The organism is Pseudoalteromonas aquimarina (assembly GCF_049257255.1).
In the GTDB taxonomy this organism is placed as follows: Bacteria; Pseudomonadota; Gammaproteobacteria; order Enterobacterales; family Alteromonadaceae; genus Pseudoalteromonas.
In genome coordinates, this window is record NZ_JBMMUG010000002.1 from 478,332 (window position 1) to 498,189 (window position 19,858).

The following is a 19,858-nucleotide window of genomic DNA, read 5'->3' on the forward strand; positions in this document are numbered from 1 at the left end:
AAAGCCCTTAACTTATTAATAATTAAGGCTATAAAGATTTTTATTTGATGCGCTTTAAAAATTATTTCTCAAGTTTTTATTGCAGAAAACGATATAAAGCTATTGTATTAGTTGAGAAGTAGACATGTAATGCAAACGAACCAATTTAATGAAGTTAATTTCGCGTCTTTAAACAGCGCAATCATTGTTGAACAAGAGCTTTGGCAAGCGGTTTGTATTAATTGCTATGACCTTGTTTCGCGTGGTGTATCTAATTGTGCAAACTCGCTAAATTATGTGATTGAAACAGCGCTTAAACTTGCCAAGCAACTAAATTTACCCGCTGTTCTTTGGACGACTAACTGCGAAAACGAGCAAAAATTAGCAACTTTATTAGTTGCCATTAACGCGCAGATCCAAACGCCTCAGCAACTATTAAATAGATAACCCTCGACTATGTGGTAGCGCCCTACCACAGTTTATTTAACGCCAGTTCATGTAATGAGTGGCGTTAAATACTTTTCTTCATCAACCACTTATTTTTTAATTTGTTTTTGCTATTCTGAATACACACACTAAGCGTGAGAATAACAATGACAACAAAAAACCAACTTAAACGCGCATTCATCGCTGTTACCAGTTTGGGCCTAAGCGCCATTGCACCTGTAGCCTTTGCTGATTACACCATTTTACACAACGCAAACGGTTACACCTTGAAACAGGGAGCTGGCGTTCACGAATTTTCGACCTTGGTTATCAAAGACGGTAAGGTCGTTGCCACCGGTGATAAATCGATTATTTCAACCTACAGCCCAGCTGAAAAAATCGATGTAGAAGGCAAAACATTACTGCCAGGTTTAATTGATGCTCATGGTCACATTATTGGCCTTGGTAAAAATCAAAGTCAGCTCGATTTACGCAGCAGTAGTTCGCTTAAAGATGCTCTAAAAGCAATTGAAGAATACGCAAAAAATAGTGATGGTTGGGTTATTGGCCGTGGCTGGAACCAAGAAAATTGGCCAAGCAAGTCGTTTCCTAGCGCTAAAGATCTCGATGCCATTGTAAGCGACAGGCCTGTAGCCCTTACTCGTGTTGATGGTCATGCCCTTTGGGTAAATTCAAAAGCGCTCGAAATTGCAGGCATCACTAAAGACACAAAATCACCTGACGGTGGTGAAATTATTCGCTTAGAAAATGGCGAGCCGTCGGGTATTTTAATTGATAATGCAGAGCCTTTGGTTTATCAACATATGCCTAAAATTGATAAAACAGAGGTTAGTAAACGCCTTGATGCTGCCGGTGAACATTTACTGAGCTTGGGTATTACATCTGCCCATGATGCAGGTATTGATGACTTAACCTACCAAGTTTATATGGAGCGTGCTGCCAAAAACACCTTACCAATACGCATTTATGCCATGTTAAGTGCGACGGATAGTCAGCTCAGCAAACAACTGGCGGCAGGTAAGCAATTTGACGGTAATGATATGCTGGCAATTCGCAGTGTAAAGGTATATTCCGATGGTGCTTTAGGCAGTCGAGGTGCGGCTCTACTTGAAGATTATCAAGACCGAATTGGCCATAAAGGCTTAATGTTAATGTCGAATCAAGAGCTTGAAAATGTGTTTACGCAAGCATTTAAAGCGGGCTTTACCGTTAATACCCATGCTATTGGTGATAAAGCTAATCGTGTAGTACTCGACACCTACGAAAAAGTCTACGCTAAAACCGGTGGTAAATTACTTAGGAACCGTATGGAACATGCGCAAATTGTTGAACCAAGCGATATTAAACGTTTTAAACAACTTGCGATTATTCCGTCAATGCAACCGGTACATGCCACATCTGATATGCATATGGCAGAAGATAGATTAGGCAAACATCGTCTGACAGGCGCATATGCGTGGCAAACCTTCTTAAAACAAGGCTCTCGTGTAGCCGCAGGATCAGACTTCCCTGTTGAATTAGCAAACGCGTTTCATGGTTTATACGCAGCAGTTTCTCGCCAAGATAAAGATGGAGCCCCAGAAGGTGGCTGGCTTGCTGAGGAGAAATTAACGCGTGAGCAAGCGCTTCGCGCATTTACTTTAGATGCAGCGTATGCCGCACACCAAGAATTTAAAATTGGTAGCCTTGAAAAAGGAAAATGGGCAGATTTTATAATTGTGGATACTAACTATTTTAAAGCGCCGCTGACTGATATTTACCACACGCAAGTTGAACAGACATGGCTTGCAGGTGAATTAAAATATCAACAAAAGTAAGCTCAAAGAGCGTTTAGGATTCAGAGCACTATTGCGCTCTGAATTCTTCATCCAGAAACTGTTAACTGTCAGCTTTATCCTTAGTTGCAGTAGATTTTTTCTTTGCTAACTTAATTAAGTGATAGATATTTACCAGTGAAAGCAAACCGTTAGTAAATGCAACTGGCCACGCTGAAATTGCAAAACCATAAAGGGTAAAACAAATACAGCCGGCTAAATTAAACCAGCGTAATTTAGCAACATCTTCCATCATTAACGAAGCAACAAGCAATGCCGATGCAAAATAACCTAAATATTCCCAAACCATGTGCTGCTCCGATTCTAATTATTTCCAGTTTGCTGTAAGCTATACGGTTCGTTAGAATAGCTAAAGGACAATTGTCCAACGGTTATTGCTCACTGGCGCTAATTATATGTTCTCAACAAGCGAGACTTTATGTTCGATTACCACTTTTCAAAAACTCTAGTTGATGAGTTACTGTCTTATGCAGGCAATAGCTATACCTTAAAAAAGGGAAAGCTACTTGCTGAACAAGGCAAACCGCTAAGTAAGTTAATTTTAGTACGTAGTGGCACAATTTCATTTAGTTATGATGTGGGTAATGGCAGGCGTTTGTTACTAGGCCAGTTAGATTGTAACAATACTCTTGTGGGTGAAGTGGAAGCACTTAACGACAGGCCATGTATTTATTCGATGACTTGTCAAAGTGAAGTAACCTACAACCTGATTGAGTTGAAGTACTGGCGTGAGTTATTACAAGAAAAACCAGAGCTTGCGATGTACACGGCAAAAAGCATCGCTGAAAAGTTTATTGAGAACCAACAAATAAACTTAAATAAGCTGCTATTACCACTTAGTTTTAATATTGCCAAAGACTGCTTAGCGCGCTACCAAGATGAAACAGTGACTATGCTTAAGCCTTATCCAAAAGTAAGTGCTGAAGCTGAGCGTTTTGCAACCACAGAGCGTGCCTATCGTCGCGTGGTCAGTGATTTGGTAGAACAAGGTTTAGTGCAGCGCACAGAGCAAGGTTTAAAACCGCTTGATGAAGATAAACTAGAAGATTTTATCGATAGTTTTGCAAGCCGCTAAACGCATTTATCAATACTAAAAAAGGTCGCAATTGCGACCTTTTTCTATTTATTAGAGATTATTTTTTATCAATAAATAAATGGCTGATTTCTTTTAAATCTGTTTTGCCATTAGCTAGTTCATCTGGTGTTAAACCTGAAAGCTCATGTGGGAATACTAACCACTCATCTGAATCATGAATGTAGTAATCAGGCTCAATTGGTGTTTTGTTGTTTTTAGGCTTGTAGTAAGGACATGCTACGCGAATATCTTGCGGTAAATTTAAACGCATTAATTCTTTTAGCTTTTCTTTTAATGCAAAGATACTACGGCCAGAATCAAATACATCATCAACAATTAATAAGCTATCAGACGCGTTAGCGTTTTCAATGATGTAGTGCAAGCCATGTACTTTAATATCTTTAGATTGCTTGCCAATACCGTAGTATGACGACGTACGTACCGCAATGTGATCTGTGTCTACACCTTTAAAGTCATAGTATTCTTGTACTGCAATACCAATTGGTGCACCACCACGCCAAATACCCACAATATAATCAGGGCGAAAACCATCATCAAAAACTTGTGCTGCGAGTTTAAATGAGTCTTGCAAAAGCTGCTCTGCGGTAATAAAAACCTTATCTGACATGAAGTGCTCCTGATTTTTTGGGGTATAAAAAAGGGTGTGAATAATAGCTCATATTAAACTAAATAGCTTGCTTTATATCAAAAATGCATGATGTAAGTCTTATAAAATATATTACACCCTGATTGGTTAAATACTAAGCTTATTAAGTAATCGAAGAACATAGACGTAAATAGATTATGGAGTTATTTTTGGTCTTTTACCAAAAAACATATTTTAGGGATGAAGCAAATAAATTGAGGTAACTCTTATGTTGTGGATATTTGCTTTCATGCTTCTTGGTTCATTAATAGCATTAAAACTAGTTAGATTTAATGACTCAACACCAAGCAACGAAGAATTAAAGCGATTAGGCTTTAAAGATCGTGAATAAAAAAGCCTGCATTTGCAGGCTTTTTTATTGTTACAACTAACCTTGTCTATGCTTTTTCAAGCAAAGTACGCGCAACAGTTCGCATACCCCAAGTTGTTGCACCTGCAGCCCACTGGCTGTTTGCTGAATCTTGGAAGCTAGCAGCAAGGTCGATATGCACCCAGCCTTTACCTTCATTTGGTACAAAGCGCGATAAGAAACCAGCTGCATTTGATGCACCACCAAAACCACCGCCTTTCTGTGCACGGCTGTTAGCAGTATCAGCATAAGCTGATGGGCAGTTAAATTGGTGGAATTTTTCAAGCGGTAATGCCCATGCAGCTTCAAACTCATCACTTGCAAAGCTTTCAACTTCACGAACAAGTTCTTTATCAAGACCAAAAAGTGCGTTGTACTCTTGACCAACTGCTACAAGTGCTGCACCCGTTAATGTTGCAGCATCAATAATTAGTGGTGCACCCGTTTCACCTGCAGCCATTAAGCCATCAGCAAGCACTAAACGGCCTTCCGCATCAGTATTCACGATTTCAACAGTGGTACCATTTTTATATTTAAGAATATCGCCTAGCTTATATGCATTACCTGAAATAAGGTTTTCTGCGCAGCAAAGGAATAATTTAACGCGCACATCTAAACCACGGCTAATTGCAAGAGCAAGACCAGCAGTAACCGTTGCGGCACCGCCCATATCACACTTCATTGAAAGCATGCCTTCACTTGGTTTAATTGAATAACCACCTGAATCGAAAGTAATGCCTTTACCTACTAATGCCGCGGCAACAGGTGCATTTTCATCACCCGTTGGGTTGTAATCTAACGTAAGTAAAACTGGTGGGCGTTCACTACCACGACCAACAGAGTGAATACCAATCCACTCTTGCTCTAGTAATGCATCACCTTTAATGATGTCATAGCTAACATGTTCAGGTGCCAGTGAGCCGATAAATTCTGCTGCTTTTTCAGCAAGGCTTTCTGGGTAAACATCTTCAGCTGTGCCATTGATCATTTGACGTTGCCAAATTGCAGAACGTTTCAATGCAGCAAGTTCTTCTAAAGATGACTGGCTGTTTTCCGCAAATGTCACAGCATCAAGATTTTTTGCAGTAACAAAGCCTTGGTAAAGTGCCCACTGGCTTTCAGTACACCAAGCATCGCCCTCTAAAGCGATTGTTTTAATGCCTTGATTAGCAAGTGCGCGACCTGCTTTTTGCACATTTTTAAGTGTTTCTTGTTGCTGTAAATGAACGGTAGCACCGTCATTTGAGAAAGAAAGAAGTGCGTTTTCGCCCCAATGCGCCGCAGCAGCATCTTGCGATAACTGAACTTTGAACAGATCTGACATATTTTTTCTCTTGTGTGTTCACATAATTGCGTGGCTCCAGTGTACACTAGTGGCATTAATAGCCCAATAATTTGCGACCAAGCCAATGCAATTTCAGTCTGAATTAAAACAAGCTAAATTAATTAAGCGCTACAAACGATTTTTAGTCGATATTGAAACAGCACAAGGCGAGATAACCATTCACTGTGCTAATACCGGCCGTATGACTGGCTGTGCTGACTCTGGATTTACAGCGTATTACTCCACATCCAACAATAGCAAACGTAAATACCCACATTCGCTAGAACTAACACAAAACCTCGCAGGTGATTTAATTTGTGTAAACACCAGTATGGCGAATCACGTGGTTGCCGAAGCGATTAGCAATCGAAATATTCCTGAATTCATTGGTTATTCAACTTTAAAACAAGAAGTGAAATATGGTGACGAAAACAGCCGTATTGATATTTTACTCAGTGATAACAATAAACCCGATTGCTACATCGAAGTAAAATCAGTCACTTTGCTTGAAGAAAATGGCAAAGGTTACTTTCCAGACGCAGTAACCGCCCGTGGTAGCAAACATTTGCGTGAATTAGTTGCAATGAAAAATGCTGGACACCGTGCAGTTTTATTCTTTTTAATTCAACACACTGGCATTCAGTCTGTTGCTCCAGCTGCGCATATTGACGCCAACTACGCCAGCGAAATAAAAAAAGCATTGGCCGCAGGGGTTGAAATTTTATGTTACCGTACCAACATATGCTCGGAACAAATTGTAATAGATAAATCCATTCCCTTTGTTGAGTCGCAGTAATAAATAAGATGGTTCAAGCCTTTTACCGCATAAATGATTGTCATAGCTTCTCGCTAAAATTTTTTAATTGGTAAAAATTAATTGCACTTCATTTTTTATTCTGCTATTTATAGCCGCCGACTTTTATTGGGACTCTATTCATAGAAGAATTAGGAGACAGTTATGCCATCACAAAATAATTTGAGTTTACTGGCTCAAGCGGGCGTTGTACCGTACACAGAAAAACCTGGCGAAGAATACATGAATGACGCTCAACTAGCGCATTTTAAAGCGATTCTTGAGACATGGCGTAACAATTTACGTGAAGAAGTAGATCGTACGAAAAACCATATGCAAGACGAAGCTGCAAACTTCCCAGATCCGGTTGACCGTGCTGCACAAGAAGAAGAGTTTGCATTAGAATTACGTACACGTGACCGTGAGCGTAAGCTAATTAAAAAGATTGAAAAAACATTACAACTAATCGAAGACGAAGATTTTGGTTATTGTGATGCATGCGGTATCGAAATTGGTATTCGTCGCTTAGAAGCACGTCCTACCGCTGATCTTTGTGTTGATTGCAAAACATTAGCTGAAATCAAAGAAAAGCAATCAGGCCGTTAATTTGGCCTAAATGTTGGCAAACACATTTGATTTTGGGGCATATCGTGGCCGATTTGCCCCTTCACCTTCAGGCCCACTTCATTTCGGCTCATTAGTTGCTGCACTTGGCAGTTACCTCGATGCAAAAGCACATAATGGTTCATGGCTAGTTCGCATCGAAGATATCGATACCCCCCGCGTAGTTGCAGATAGTGATTCACTCATTTTACGTGCGCTTGAAAACTATGGCCTGTATTGGGATGAAACGATTCGCTATCAAAGCGAATGTTTAGACCACTATCAAGATGTACTCAATACACTTACCAATGCAAAACAAGTCTATGCGTGCAAATGTACCCGTAAAGAAATAAAGCTGCATGGTGGTTTTTACACAGGCCATTGTCGTGACTTAGAACTTGCATTTGAACAACAAGCTTTAAGATTAAAACAGTCTTTACCTACCTATCAATTCAATGATTTATTTAAAGGCAATATCATTGTTGAAAGTAAATTTGCCGAAGAAGATTACATAATCAAACGCCGCGATGGATTATTTGCCTACCAACTTGTTGTCGTACTTGATGATATTGAACAGCAAATTTCACATATTGTGCGAGGTGCTGATTTACTTTTCCCCACAGTACGACAAATCAGTTTATACAAGCTGTTGGGAGCCAAGGTACCGCAATTTGGCCATTTACCTCTCGCCGTTGCAGAACCCGGATTTAAACTATCAAAGCAGAATTATGCAGCTGCAATAGATATGGATAAGCCGCAACAAACGCTGCTTGCCGCACTAAATTTTTTGGGCTTAGATACTGCAGCTCAACTTAAAAGCGCAACTGTTGAAGAAATAATTCAATGGGCAGTAAACACATGGCAACGAGAACTTGTGCCTGCCAATGATGAAATCCAACTTATACCAAACGATAACAGCTTTACCTTTAAACCTCTTTAAGATGTTCAATCTTTAGGCTAAATAATGCCTAAATAACAGCCCATTCAACCCTGCTAGAGATGGCATTAACACAGTGATTAGTATATTATTACGCGGTTAATTTTCCCTGTATGAATTCTGGAGCTGTCCCATTATTTCTAAGCTTGTAAAAATCTGCCGAGATATTTTATCTGGGTCAGAACAAAGTCAAGAACCACAAAGTGCTGCGAGTTTCTCAAAGCCGCTGGTTGTCACCAGAGAACATCACGTGGTTTCGCGTAAACAACTTAGCCCAAATGCCTTAAAAGTACTTTATCGTCTTAAAGATGCTGGCTACGACGCCTATTTAGTTGGCGGCTGTATTCGCGATATTTTACTTGGCTTAGAACCAAAAGACTTCGACGTGGTAACCAATGCCACACCAGAACAAATCAAAAAGCAGTTTCGTAATTGCCGTTTAATTGGACGACGCTTTCGCCTAGCGCATATTATGTTTGGCCGTGAAATCATTGAAGTGGCCACAATGCGTGGTCATCACAGTGACGAACAAGAAGAAAAAAACAAAAGCCAAGCGAGTGACCAAGGTCAATTACTGCGCGACAACGTTTACGGCACCATAGATGAAGATGCTGAGCGTCGTGACTTCTCAATTAATGCGCTTTATTACTCAATTAATGATTTCAGTATTCATGATTTTGCCGGTGGAATGGAAGCGATTAAAAATCGCCGCATTGAATTAATTGGCGATCCTGAAACACGCTACCGTGAAGATCCAGTTCGCATGCTTCGCGCAGTGCGTTTTGCTACTAAGCTGGATATGACCATTGCACCCGCCACAGAAAAGCCGATGTTTCAACTTGCATCGTTGCTTGGCAATATTCCAGCAGCCCGCCTATTTGAAGAAATGCTCAAGCTATTTCTAAATGGCAAAGCAGAGGCTAATTTTGACTTATTACGTCATTACGGGCTTTTTTCTTATCTTTTCCCAGCGCTTGATAAGCTGCTAAATAAAAAGCCTGATGGGCCTGAAATAGCACTTATAAAACAAGTGTTAAGTAATACCGATAAACGAATCAATGCCGGTAAAAAAGTAACACCTGCTTATCTTATTGCCGCATTTTTATGGTATCCACTGCAAGCACAAACCAAACGTATTACAACGCAAGGTGAGACACCGTTTAATGCATTTAATATTGCAATGAACCAGATTTTATCTGAAAGCGCAAAAGCCATTGCTGTACCAAAGCGCTTTACCATTGGTGCCCGAGAAATTTGGCAATTGCAGCACCGTTTTGACAAACGTGGTGGTCAACGTGCATTTCGTTTAACGCAGCAACCACGTTTTCGTGCTGCAAAAGATTTTTTCTGCTTACGTGCCCAGTACGAACCAGAACTTGCTGAGCTTGCTGCATGGTGGGATAACTACACAGAACAAGATGCAGGCAGTCAGAAACGCATGGTAGGTGAATTAAATAAATGTGCCAAAACCAGCAGTTTCCGTCGCAGACGCCCACGTAAACCAAAAACTAACAATGCGAAACGTCATGACTAATCAAGCTACTCAGCGTGTGTATTTAGGTTTAGGCGCAAATTTAAATGCTCCTTTAGAACAAATCCGAAATGCCACAATGGCGCTATCTGAGCATGCTGCAATTAATTTAGTTGCAAGTTCTTCGCTCTACGGCAGTAAACCGATGGGACCGCAAGATCAGCCTGACTATGTTAATTCAGTTGTGGCTATTGAAACAAATTTAACGCCTTTAGCACTTTTAGACATTACGCAAAAAATTGAACTTGATTTTGGTCGTGTGCGTAAAGAAAACCGTTGGGGACCACGTACACTCGACATAGATATCATTTTGTTTAAAGGTGAAGAGATTGAAAACGAACGCCTTACTATACCGCATTATGGTATGAAAACCCGTGAGTTTGTTCTCTACCCGTTAAATGAAATTGCTCCCAATTTGTGCCTACCGTGTGGCACTGAATTAAACGCATTACTCAAAACCATTGATAAAAATGGCTTAACCATTTTGGCATCAAGCTAATAACAAAAAACAATCGAGAGACACATGGCTAAGATTACTGTTTCAAAATTAAAGAAGATGAAGCAAGAAGGCGAAAAAATTGCTGCACTAACGGCATACGACGCGAGCTTTTCCAGCCTATTTGAACAGCAAGGCGTACACGTTTTATTGGTAGGCGATTCAATGGGTATGGTACTACAAGGTGGCAGTGACACACTTGCGGTGACCAATCAAGAGATTGCTTATCACACTCGCTGTGTCCGCGCTGGCGCCAAAGACACATTTGTGATTGCCGATATGCCATTTATGACATACTCAAACCCAGCGGATGCCTGTCGAAATGCTGCTGAGCTAATGCGCTCAGGTGCAAATATGGTCAAGCTTGAAGGGGGTGAATGGCTTTACCCTGCAATTGAATCACTTACGCAACAAGGTATTCCTGTATGTGGTCATTTAGGATTAACGCCACAGTCGGTTCATGTGTTTGGTGGTTTTAAGATTCAAGGTCGCACAAACGAAGCGGCTGAAAAAATGATTAATGATGCCAAAGCGCTTGAAGCTGCTGGTGCACAATTATTGGTACTTGAATGCATTCCTTCTGAGCTTGCTAAAGCCATTACTGAAGCGGTATCTATTCCAACAATTGGTATTGGCGCGGGTAAAGATACCGACGGTCAAATCTTAGTTATGCACGACTTAGTAGGTATTTCAGCAGGGTATATTCCTAAATTTTCAAAGAACTTTTTACTTGAAGCTGGCAGCATGCCAGAAGCAGTTAAAAAATATATCGATGATGTGCAAAGTGGTCAGTTCCCTGCCCCTGAGCATGAATTCAATTAATTTAAGTGTTAAGTAGTTACTTTTATGCAAACGGTTTCTAACGTTTCTCAATTGCGCAGCAAAATAAAAAGCTGGAAGCAAGAAGGTTTAACAGTTGCTTTTGTGCCAACCATGGGCAACTTACATGCAGGCCACTTTTCATTGGTGGATAAAGCGAAACAAATTGCCGACAAAGTGGTTGTCAGTATTTTTGTGAATCCAATGCAATTTGGCAAAAATGAAGATTTAGACAAATATCCTCGCACGCTTATCGATGATCAAAATGGTCTTATCGAGCATGGCGCTGATTTACTCTTTACACCAACAGTTGAGACGATTTATCCGAAAGGACTTGAAGCGCAAAGTTACATTGATGTGCCAGGTGTATCAGAAGGTCACTGTGGTGCTAGTCGCCCTGGTCATTTCCGTGGTGTTGCGACTATCGTAAATAAATTATTTAACCTTGTGCAGCCAGATATCGCGTGTTTTGGTGAGAAAGATTTCCAACAGCTTGCGGTTATTAGAACTATGGTGGAAGACTTATCAATGCCCATTGAAATTATTGGCGTTGCTACCAAGCGTGAAGAGTCAGGCCTTGCAATGAGTTCACGTAATGGTTATTTGTCTGAAACTGAAAAACAGCAAGCCAGCGCGCTTTATCAGATTATGCTAAACGCTGAAAATGCCTTAAAAGCCGGTGAGTTAAGTATTGCTGAAGTCACTGAACAAGCGCATTTAGCAATCGTACAAAACGGCTTTAAGCTCGACTATTTTAATATTTGTAACGCCAGCACCTTACAACCGGCGTCAAATGATGATACAAATTTAGTGATTCTGGTTGCTGCATTTTTAGCAAATGTGCGTTTAATTGATAACTTACAAGTTACAACAGCCTAACCTCGCTACTCAATTTAAAAAAATTATAAGGATTAAGGATAATGAAAAAGCTAGTCACCATCGCCTTAGTAGCTTTATTGGCTGCATGTAGTGCAAATAAAGACTTAACACCAGCACAAAAAGAAGTACTTAATAGCTGTGCACAACAAAACTTCCAGTGTGAGTCTTCATGTGAAAACACCAATATGCGCGATAATATGGCGAATGGCGTGTGTATGCGTCAGTGTATTGATCAACATAATGCGTGTAAGGCACAGCTAGGCCCAGAATTTATTAACTAACCTGAATTCAGGTTAACTAATACCATTCACTTGAGTAGCTGATCACCTACTTAGCAGAATTGGTATCAAAGTTCTTTTAAACACAAAAAAGCCGCTAACTAGCGGCTTTTTAATTGGCTGAGATACTTTATTTATAGAAGGCCTAGCTTCTTAAGTTCTTTGTTTGCCATGTTTGAATCAAGTGGTACATAACCATCTTTCTCAACGATTTTCTGACCATCTTTAGAAAGTACCATCTTCAGGAACTCTGCTTCGATTGGTGAAAGCGGCTTGTTAGGGTGCTTGTTCACGTATACGTATAGAAAACGAGAAAGTGGGTATTTACCAGTTGCTACGTTTTCTAATGTTGCATCAACATAGTTAGTGCCTTTCTTCGCTAGAGGTACTGTACGAACACCAGACGTTTTGTAACCGATACCTGAGTAACCGATTGCATTTAACGAAGATGAAATAGACTGTACTACTGATGCAGAACCTGGTTGCTCATTTACGTTGTTTTTAAAGTCGCCTTTACACAGTGCTTTTTTCTTAAAGTAACCATAAGTACCTGATACAGAGTTACGACCATACAACTGAATGTCTTTACCTGCCCAAGTACCCTCTAGACCAATATCGCTCCAGCGAGTAGCTTCTTTATCAGCACCACATTTACGTGTTGATGAGAAAACTGAATCTAGTTCTTTAATTGTTAAACCTTTGATTGGGTTATCTTTGTGTACAAATACTGCTAATGCATCAATTGCAACACGAACTTCAGTTGGCTTATAACCGTATTTTTTCTCAAAAGCTTCAATTTCTTTTGACTTCATTTTACGGCTCATTGGACCGAAGTTTGAAGTACCTTCTGTTAATGCCGGTGGCGCAGTTGATGAACCAGCTGCTTGAATTTGAATATTAACGTTAGGGTATTGACGCTTATATTCTTCAGCCCAAAAAGTCATCATGTTTGCTAATGTATCTGAGCCTGTAGATGAGAAATTACCAGAAATACCAGTTGTTTTTTCGTAATCTGCTAATTGGTTATCTACTGCAATCGCGTTACCAGCAAACATTGCAGTAACAGTTAGGCCCATTGTAGCCACTAAGTTTTTAAGTTTCATTGGGTAACTCCAATTGATTATCCCGTTTTGATGATGCGACTATTTTTAGCCTTTTCCATGACAGTAACATGACTAAAATATGACAAATTTATTAACACCAATATTTATTCAAATCCAGCTTCTAACTTTTTGTTTTTTAAGCGTTCGCGTGAAAAACAAAAACTAAAAATTGAACCTTCACCTACTTTTGATGAAATATTTAAGTGAGAATCATGACGAGTTAGTACATGTTTAGTGATCGCCAAACCTAAACCTGAGCCACCTGTATCCCGTGAGCGGGCTTGGTCAACTCGGTAAAAACGCTCTGTTAAACGGTGAATATGTTCACTCGCAATGCCATCACCATTATCTTCTACACTAAATTCAGCGCCGGTTTCATTCTTTTGCCAAGTGATAATAATTTCACCACCTTTTGGTGTGTAGCGAATTGCATTAAACACAAGGTTTGAAAAAGCACTGCGTAGCTCTTGTTCTTTACCGATAACGTTAAGCGTATCGTCAATATTAAGCGCAATCGTGTGTTGCTTGTCTTGATTCAACTGCTCGGCTTCACGGTAAATATTCATCAACATATCGCTGATATCCACTTCTTCTTCGAAGTCCGGCTTGTCTGAATTCTCGATACGCGCTAATGCCAGTAATTGCTCTACTAAACTTGCCATGCGCTTACATTGCTCTAGCATAGTTTGCTGTGCTTTGCCCCACATCGCAGGCGGTGGCGCCATATCGGGATCAAACATTTCAAGATAACCCGACATTACAGTGAGCGGCGTGCGCAATTCATGGGATACATTAGCAATAAAATCACGGCGCATTTCTTCAAGCTGCTTTATTAACGTCACATCACGCACAACCATCATCAATTGTGATGTTGCGTAAGGTGTCACCCTCACTTCTAAAACACTATGAGAGTCAATTGGCGATTGCAGTTCAAGCGGCTCTAGGTACTCTTTTGAGCGCATATATTTAATAAAGTCTGGACGACGAATTAAATTATCTAAACGCTGGCCATGATCAAGCGGCCACTGTAAACCAAGTAGCGCGATCGATTCTTTGTTGCACCAAACGATCGCCAGATCATCTTGCAACACTAATACACCATCTGGAACCGCTTCAGCACCTTCTCGGAAACGACGAATTACATCCGCAAGCTCATTGCGCTTTCTGCGATTTCGCTGTTGTAAGCGGTAAATACCCTCAAACACTTGTTCCCACACACCCTCACCTTCAGGTGGGTAGTATTTTCGTTGTTCCGTTAACCAATCGCTAAGTCGGAATAACTGGCGATAATTCCACACTAATAGTGAAAATGTACCTAGCCATAAAAGTAAAAAAGGAGCCCCTAACAGGACTCCTATTAATGTAAGTGGAATAAAGTAAACAAAAAGGCGTTTAACTAATTCCCGCTTACTAACAATTCGTAGCATAGACTTCTCTTAGATTTTGCTCGAAAAACGATAGCCAGCACCGCGTACTGTTTGCACTAATTTATCATGTCCCATTGGTGCAATCGCTTTACGTAGACGACGAATATGTACATCAACAGTACGGTCTTCTACATACACATTTGTACCCCAAACATTATCTAGCAGTTGTTCACGGCTGTAAACACGCTCTGGGTGAGTCATAAAGAAGTGCAGTAATTTAAATTCCGTTGGGCCCATATCCAACTCGTTACCAGCTGATGTAACACGGTGAGAAATAGGGTCTAAACGTAAACCGTGAACTTCAATTGCTTCTTCAAGAGATGTTGGCGATACACGACGGAAAACGGCTTTAATACGTGCCATTAATTCTTTCGGTGAGAATGGTTTAGTAACATAATCATCAGCGCCTACTTCAAGCCCTTTAATTTTGTCTTCTTCTTCACCACGAGCGGTTAGCATTATGATTGGGATATGACGAGTGTAATCGCTATTTTTAATCTTTTTAGCAATTTGTACACCACTGGTACCAGGCAGCATCCAGTCTAATAAAATCATATCAGGATAAGGCTCAACTAGCGCATCCATTGCTGAATCATAATCCTGAGCTTCAATAGCCTGAAATCCATTTTGTTCAAGTACGAATACCAACATTTCACGAATTGGTGCTTCGTCATCAACCACTAGTATCTTACGCGACATGAAATAATTCTCTTAGTTATCAACTGACTTCATTATCAAAGTAAAGTGTGACACTTTTATGAATATAAACATAAAAATATCATAAATAAAATGTTGTTAATCTGTAGTGTTATTTTCATCACTCTTTAATACTATAAAAAACAGCATATTTATCATTACGATAGAGACAAAAAAACACTATAAATTAATATTAAAAAGCCCCTAAAAGGGGCTTAAAAAATTAACTAAATTGTCACGTTTTTATTGCAATTAAAAATCATATCTAAGGGTAACCGCCAAGTGCCCTTCGTCATCACTGTTATCTAAATCTCGCTGGGTATACCAAATATAGGCTTTAGCTTGTTTGCCTAATTTGCGTTCAACACCCACAGAACTTGCCGTGCCGCTGTCTTTTAATTTACCAAATCCGGTTTCATCATCTTGATACTGAACAAGGATCTTATAATTTTCAATTTTGTATGAAGCACTTACAACAAAGGTATCACCATCGTCACCAGAAGATACTTTTTCGCTGTTTTGATACATACCATTAATCGTAAAATCCCCTAATTTACCTTGAGCTGATACGCGGTCAATATTATAGCCAGCAACATCCTCATCATGCGCGTATGACACATAGAAAGGTGTTTTCTTTAATGCCTTATCACCGTAACCAATTGCTGCTGAAACCCCTGCTCCGTCAGTTTGTTTACTATTTTCTTCAGCGACATAAGTCACTTCAAATTGCAATTGGCCAAATTTAGGCGATTGGTAATTCACCATATCTCCTAAACGGTTTTCACCCGTTGCCAAATGTTTAATATCACCGACAAAATCATTCATCATATCGAGTTTATTTTGCGATTTTTTAAGTGCGGTATCTTTTCGGCCAATTAAGATCTGACCAAACTTATTGCTTTTGATCCCGACATATTGATCACGCGATTTAATATTATCGTCGCTACCGTTAGCACCATCTTGCTCTGAGATATTCACTTCCCACTCTAACTTGGTCAGAACCGAAAGATCATCCGAAATACTATGATTTGCTTTAATGCCAAAGCGAGAGGAATAAGAATCTACTTCAGTGGAGCTATCTTGATTATCAATATCGACATACCTTAAACCAAGGTGTGCTCGACCATACACTTTGGCTTCCGTGTCTGCGATCACATCCATTGGTAGCAGCACTAAACCGATACAGCTCGCTAGTAAGAGTTTTTTGATCATGATGATTTCCTCAAGCAGAGTATGTTTCAAGCAATTTGCTTTTATTTTATATACTTATGAACTGAATATATATTTTATTTATTATTTACTCTAGTACATTTTTGCATGATGGCAATGATTATGGATCACTATTTTACTAGTCGGATCATCTTTATACTAAGAGTGAGCAAAAAAGGCGTTGTTTGGATCTAAAAATTACCAAGATCATTGTGGTTTTAGATCAAATTTCAATGAGTTAGCAGTGTTTTAACTTTGAAATTAGGTAAAAAAAGGCATTTAGTTGGTAGGATCGTGATCCCTAATCGTAAAATTGAGATCTTGTTGGTAAGAAAGTGATCCCAAATTAAATTTGAGATCACCGCAACTTAATTATTGAGCTTGTTTTTCTGCAATCTGCCAAACACTTACTGAGCCTGAGATCTCATTACCAACAACCAATAGAGGTTTACCTGTTGGACTGTGTTCAGCCGCAATAAACGACATACCTTCAGGCGCTAAATCACCACTGATTTCAGCACCTTCTTCAACGCCACGATTAATAAAGTAATCAACAAATTCAACGTTATATGGGTTAGTGATATTAAATACCATAATCCCTCCCATACGCTCTAAACCTAAAAAGGCATAACTTTGCTCGCCAATCTTACCGATTGCAAGTGCCTCAGGCTCTGCTCCTTTGGCATCAGAGCGTGTATCGCCTTCATTAGTATCTTCATCATTATTAAATGCTTCACCATGGATAGACGCTGTGATTCGGTCAACCTGATCACCTGAATCAAACACCAACAATCCATTTTGATCCCAAATAGAAAATGATCGCGCACCATAGGTGTACAACTTCTCATATAGACCATCTTGATCCGCATCACCGTACTCGGTTGTTACTTTTAAACGGCCAATATCATCATTGTCATTATTCAAGTGGCTAAAGTTTGCAGCTAGGTTAAGGTCTTTTACGCGAGACTCATCGGTATAGGCCAAGCAGCCGTCGTCTTCATCATAGTCAAGGCCACCGTTTGCAATACATTCAGCTTCATTTGCAGCATCAAAAAAGTATTCGCGACCGTCACCTTCATTAGCTGAAACTATAAATGACGCACCTTGCCAGGTGTAAGTTGCGATTGTATCGGGCTGATACATGCCAAATAAATCGTTATAGCGTTTGAAGTTTATACCTCCGTCTTTATCGGATGCGTCAAAATCAAGGTTTGACCAATCTTTAAAGCCTAACCCTTTTATTTCCAGTGTATTAGTTGTTAGATCTAAAAACGCAATAGCATTGTTTTCTTGCAGGCTAACATAGGCCATCTTGCTATCTGCACTTACAGAGATGTATTCAGGCTCTAAATCTTCAGCAACGGTGGTGTTAATTAACTTGCCTTTAATGGTTTGCCCTTTAGGATTAGCAAATACAACGCCATCAGCTTCAAGCTCAACTTGCTTACCATTATATGCTGTCAGTGAAATTTCAGTTGCCGTGTTTGCCACTTCGCCATTAGTAACTGTAATAATTGTTACGCTGCCTTCACCATCAAATGAGTAGTCACTTAGAGGTTCACCTTCATTGGCTACCAGTATTTTTGTGCCATCAGGTGTAAACGTTAGCATGTCAGGTAAATAACCAACTGGTACGTTTTTCACAAAGCTTGGTGTAGCTCCAGATAAGCTATAAATTGCAACATTTCCCTTTTCGGCTTTACTTGGTGCAGCCATTGCCACCGCAAGTAAGCTTTGATCGGGCGAAATCGCAATGCTATTTGCATCACCGCTCGTGTGTTCGTTTAATTTAATTTGGCTAAATGAAGTCAGGTTTGTATTGGTAACAACACCTTCATTGTTTTTAAGTAAACCATTGGCATCTACAGCATCAATTTTTATTAAATCAACAACAGCTTCAGAACCTGAGCTATTTATTGCAAAAATAGTTTGTGAGGCTTTATGAAAAGCAACAATCTCTGCTGCGCCTTCTGGAGATTGTGCATTAAGTACAGCGCGACCAACTAGCTTTATGTCGAGTAAGTTCGTTGCATTTAGACCATCAACGCCATTGCTACCATTCGCGCCATTTGTACCATTTACACCTGTAGCACCGTCTTTTCCGTCATCGCCATCTAATGAACAACCTGATAATGCAGCTAATACTGTAATTGCTAGCAAAGATCGTTTAAGCATTTTTATTTTCCTAAAATTATTGTGATAAAAATCAACCCAGTATTAAGCAAGATAAAAATGAATAAACGGTGACAACAGTTTGATGTTTTTATTGCACAAAAAAAGCGTTTACATGAACTCATATAAACGCTTTGCTTGTTAAAGGAAGTTGTAAAACTTGATATTACTTAACTTGTTGGTTTAACTCACCAGCAAGGTATTTTAAGTGCATATCATCAAGTGAAATTGGTTTAATTTTAGCGGCTTGACCTGCTGTACCAAACGCTTCATAACGTGCAATACAAATTTCAGTCATTGCTTTCGTTGCTTCGGCTAAGAACTTACGCGGGTCAAAGTTTGCAGGGTTGTGTGCAAGGTGACGACGAATTGCACCTGTTGATGCTAAACGTAAGTCGGTATCGATATTTACTTTACGTACACCATGCTTAATACCTTCAACGATCTGCTCAACTGGCACACCGTAAGTTTCAGGGATCTCACCGCCAAACTCGTTGATCACAGCTAGCCACTCTTGTGGTACTGATGACGAACCGTGCATTACTAAGTGAGTATTTGGAATACGCGCGTGAATTTCTTTGATGCGGTTAATTGCAAGAATGTCACCCGTTGGTGGACGTGTAAACTTATACGCACCGTGTGAAGTACCACATGCAATCGCAAGTGCATCTACACCTGTTTGCTTAACAAAGTCAGCTGCTTCTTCAGGATCAGTTAACAGTTGGTCTTCAGTTAGTTTACCTTCTGCACCAATACCATCTTCTTCGCCTGCTTCACCCGTTTCTAATGAACCAAGTACGCCTAGCTCACCCTCAACTGAAACACCACACGCGTGTGCCATTTCAACTGTACGACGTGTTACATCAACGTTGTACTCGTAGCTTGAAGGCGTTTTACCATCTTCAAGTAATGAGCCGTCCATCATTACCGATGAAAAGCCTAATTGGATTGAGCGTTGGCAAACTGCTGGGGATGTACCGTGATCTTGGTGCATAACAACTGGAATGTGTGGCCATTCTTCAATTGCCGCTAAAATCATATGGCGGATAAACGGCGCACCGGCGTATGCACGCGCACCTGCTGAACCTTGAACGATAACAGGACTGTTTGTCTTGTCTGCTGCTTCCATAATTGCACGCATTTGCTCTTGGTTATTCACATTAAACGCTGGAACACCATAACCATTTTCTGCCGCATGGTCTAATAGCTGACGCATACTGATTAAAGCCATTTTGCTTT

General features: G+C 40.0%; 20 protein-coding genes. 11 read left to right on the forward strand and 9 right to left on the reverse strand.

Going from position 1 to position 19,858, the window contains the following annotated elements:
* The first annotated feature begins 129 nt into the window (after window positions 1-129).
* Both AAEU29_RS07165 and AAEU29_RS07170 read left to right on the forward strand, forming a co-directional pair.
* Window positions 130-426 carry a hypothetical protein gene (locus tag AAEU29_RS07165; protein WP_421972680.1) on the forward strand — a complete coding sequence of 99 codons (297 nt, stop codon included), beginning with the start codon at window positions 130-132 and terminating at the stop codon, window positions 424-426.
* A 146-nt stretch (window positions 427-572) separates the two neighbouring features.
* Window positions 573-2,243, forward strand: a complete 1,671-nt coding sequence (locus AAEU29_RS07170) for an amidohydrolase (protein WP_421972681.1) — start codon at window positions 573-575, stop codon at window positions 2,241-2,243.
* 61 nt (window positions 2,244-2,304) lie between these two features.
* Here AAEU29_RS07170 and AAEU29_RS07175 read toward each other — a convergent pair whose 3' ends face one another.
* Window positions 2,305-2,550, reverse strand: coding sequence for a uroporphyrinogen decarboxylase (locus AAEU29_RS07175; RefSeq protein ID WP_421972682.1), 246 nt, complete (start codon window positions 2,548-2,550; stop codon window positions 2,305-2,307).
* Between the two features lie 129 nt (window positions 2,551-2,679).
* Between AAEU29_RS07175 and AAEU29_RS07180 the strand changes: the two genes are divergently transcribed.
* Window positions 2,680-3,336 (forward strand): Crp/Fnr family transcriptional regulator, encoded by a 657-nt coding sequence (locus tag AAEU29_RS07180; RefSeq protein ID WP_274761577.1) that lies wholly within the window; start codon window positions 2,680-2,682, stop codon window positions 3,334-3,336.
* Between the two features lie 58 nt (window positions 3,337-3,394).
* On the opposite strand, the gene AAEU29_RS07185 is transcribed toward AAEU29_RS07180, so the two are convergent.
* Both AAEU29_RS07185 and pepB read right to left on the reverse strand, forming a co-directional pair.
* On the reverse strand, window positions 3,395-3,964 hold the full coding sequence (locus AAEU29_RS07185; protein WP_421972683.1) for a phosphoribosyltransferase: 570 nt from the start codon (window positions 3,962-3,964) through the stop codon (window positions 3,395-3,397).
* Between the two features lie 416 nt (window positions 3,965-4,380).
* Window positions 4,381-5,676, reverse strand: coding sequence for an aminopeptidase PepB (gene pepB / locus AAEU29_RS07190; RefSeq protein ID WP_421972684.1), 1,296 nt, complete (start codon window positions 5,674-5,676; stop codon window positions 4,381-4,383).
* Between the two features lie 85 nt (window positions 5,677-5,761).
* On the opposite strand from pepB, the gene sfsA reads away from it, so the two are divergent.
* From sfsA to AAEU29_RS07230, 8 genes are all read left to right on the forward strand, one after another.
* Window positions 5,762-6,472, forward strand: coding sequence for a DNA/RNA nuclease SfsA (sfsA, locus tag AAEU29_RS07195; RefSeq protein ID WP_421972685.1), 711 nt, complete (start codon window positions 5,762-5,764; stop codon window positions 6,470-6,472).
* A gap of 162 nt (window positions 6,473-6,634) precedes the next feature.
* Window positions 6,635-7,075, forward strand: a complete 441-nt coding sequence (gene dksA / locus AAEU29_RS07200; RefSeq protein ID WP_421972686.1) for an RNA polymerase-binding protein DksA — start codon at window positions 6,635-6,637, stop codon at window positions 7,073-7,075.
* Between the two features lie 10 nt (window positions 7,076-7,085).
* A complete protein-coding gene (gene gluQRS, locus AAEU29_RS07205; RefSeq protein ID WP_421972687.1) occupies window positions 7,086-8,012 on the forward strand; it encodes a tRNA glutamyl-Q(34) synthetase GluQRS in 927 nt (308 codons plus the stop codon).
* Between the two features lie 106 nt (window positions 8,013-8,118).
* Window positions 8,119-9,543, forward strand: a complete 1,425-nt coding sequence (pcnB, locus tag AAEU29_RS07210) for a polynucleotide adenylyltransferase PcnB (protein ID WP_421972805.1) — start codon at window positions 8,119-8,121, stop codon at window positions 9,541-9,543.
* Window positions 9,536-10,039, forward strand: coding sequence for a 2-amino-4-hydroxy-6-hydroxymethyldihydropteridine diphosphokinase (folK, locus tag AAEU29_RS07215; RefSeq protein ID WP_421972688.1), 504 nt, complete (start codon window positions 9,536-9,538; stop codon window positions 10,037-10,039). Before pcnB ends, folK begins: the two co-directional genes overlap by 8 nt.
* Before the next feature lie 24 nt (window positions 10,040-10,063).
* Window positions 10,064-10,858 (forward strand): 3-methyl-2-oxobutanoate hydroxymethyltransferase, encoded by a 795-nt coding sequence (gene panB, locus AAEU29_RS07220; protein WP_274761572.1) that lies wholly within the window; start codon window positions 10,064-10,066, stop codon window positions 10,856-10,858.
* 24 nt (window positions 10,859-10,882) lie between these two features.
* Entirely contained in the window at window positions 10,883-11,734 is an 852-nt protein-coding gene (panC, locus tag AAEU29_RS07225) for a pantoate--beta-alanine ligase (RefSeq protein WP_421972689.1), read from the forward strand.
* Window positions 11,735-11,775: 41 nt separating this feature from the next.
* Complete coding sequence (locus tag AAEU29_RS07230) at window positions 11,776-12,015, forward strand: hypothetical protein (RefSeq protein ID WP_274761570.1); 240 nt, start codon at window positions 11,776-11,778, stop codon at window positions 12,013-12,015.
* A 131-nt stretch (window positions 12,016-12,146) separates the two neighbouring features.
* Here AAEU29_RS07230 and AAEU29_RS07235 read toward each other — a convergent pair whose 3' ends face one another.
* The 6 genes from AAEU29_RS07235 to fba form a co-directional block, all read right to left on the reverse strand.
* Entirely contained in the window at window positions 12,147-13,115 is a 969-nt protein-coding gene (locus AAEU29_RS07235; protein WP_421972690.1) for a PstS family phosphate ABC transporter substrate-binding protein, read from the reverse strand.
* Between the two features lie 104 nt (window positions 13,116-13,219).
* A complete protein-coding gene (gene phoR, locus AAEU29_RS07240; RefSeq protein WP_421972691.1) occupies window positions 13,220-14,542 on the reverse strand; it encodes a phosphate regulon sensor histidine kinase PhoR in 1,323 nt (440 codons plus the stop codon).
* Between the two features lie 9 nt (window positions 14,543-14,551).
* Window positions 14,552-15,241 (reverse strand): phosphate regulon transcriptional regulator PhoB, encoded by a 690-nt coding sequence (gene phoB, locus AAEU29_RS07245; RefSeq protein WP_010560997.1) that lies wholly within the window; start codon window positions 15,239-15,241, stop codon window positions 14,552-14,554.
* Between the two features lie 249 nt (window positions 15,242-15,490).
* Entirely contained in the window at window positions 15,491-16,450 is a 960-nt protein-coding gene (locus AAEU29_RS07250) for a porin (RefSeq protein ID WP_421972692.1), read from the reverse strand.
* Between the two features lie 369 nt (window positions 16,451-16,819).
* Complete coding sequence (locus AAEU29_RS07255; protein WP_421972693.1) at window positions 16,820-18,622, reverse strand: choice-of-anchor I family protein; 1,803 nt, start codon at window positions 18,620-18,622, stop codon at window positions 16,820-16,822.
* Between the two features lie 163 nt (window positions 18,623-18,785).
* Window positions 18,786-19,850, reverse strand: a complete 1,065-nt coding sequence (fba, locus tag AAEU29_RS07260; protein WP_421972694.1) for a class II fructose-bisphosphate aldolase — start codon at window positions 19,848-19,850, stop codon at window positions 18,786-18,788.
* Window positions 19,851-19,858 lie beyond the last annotated feature (8 nt).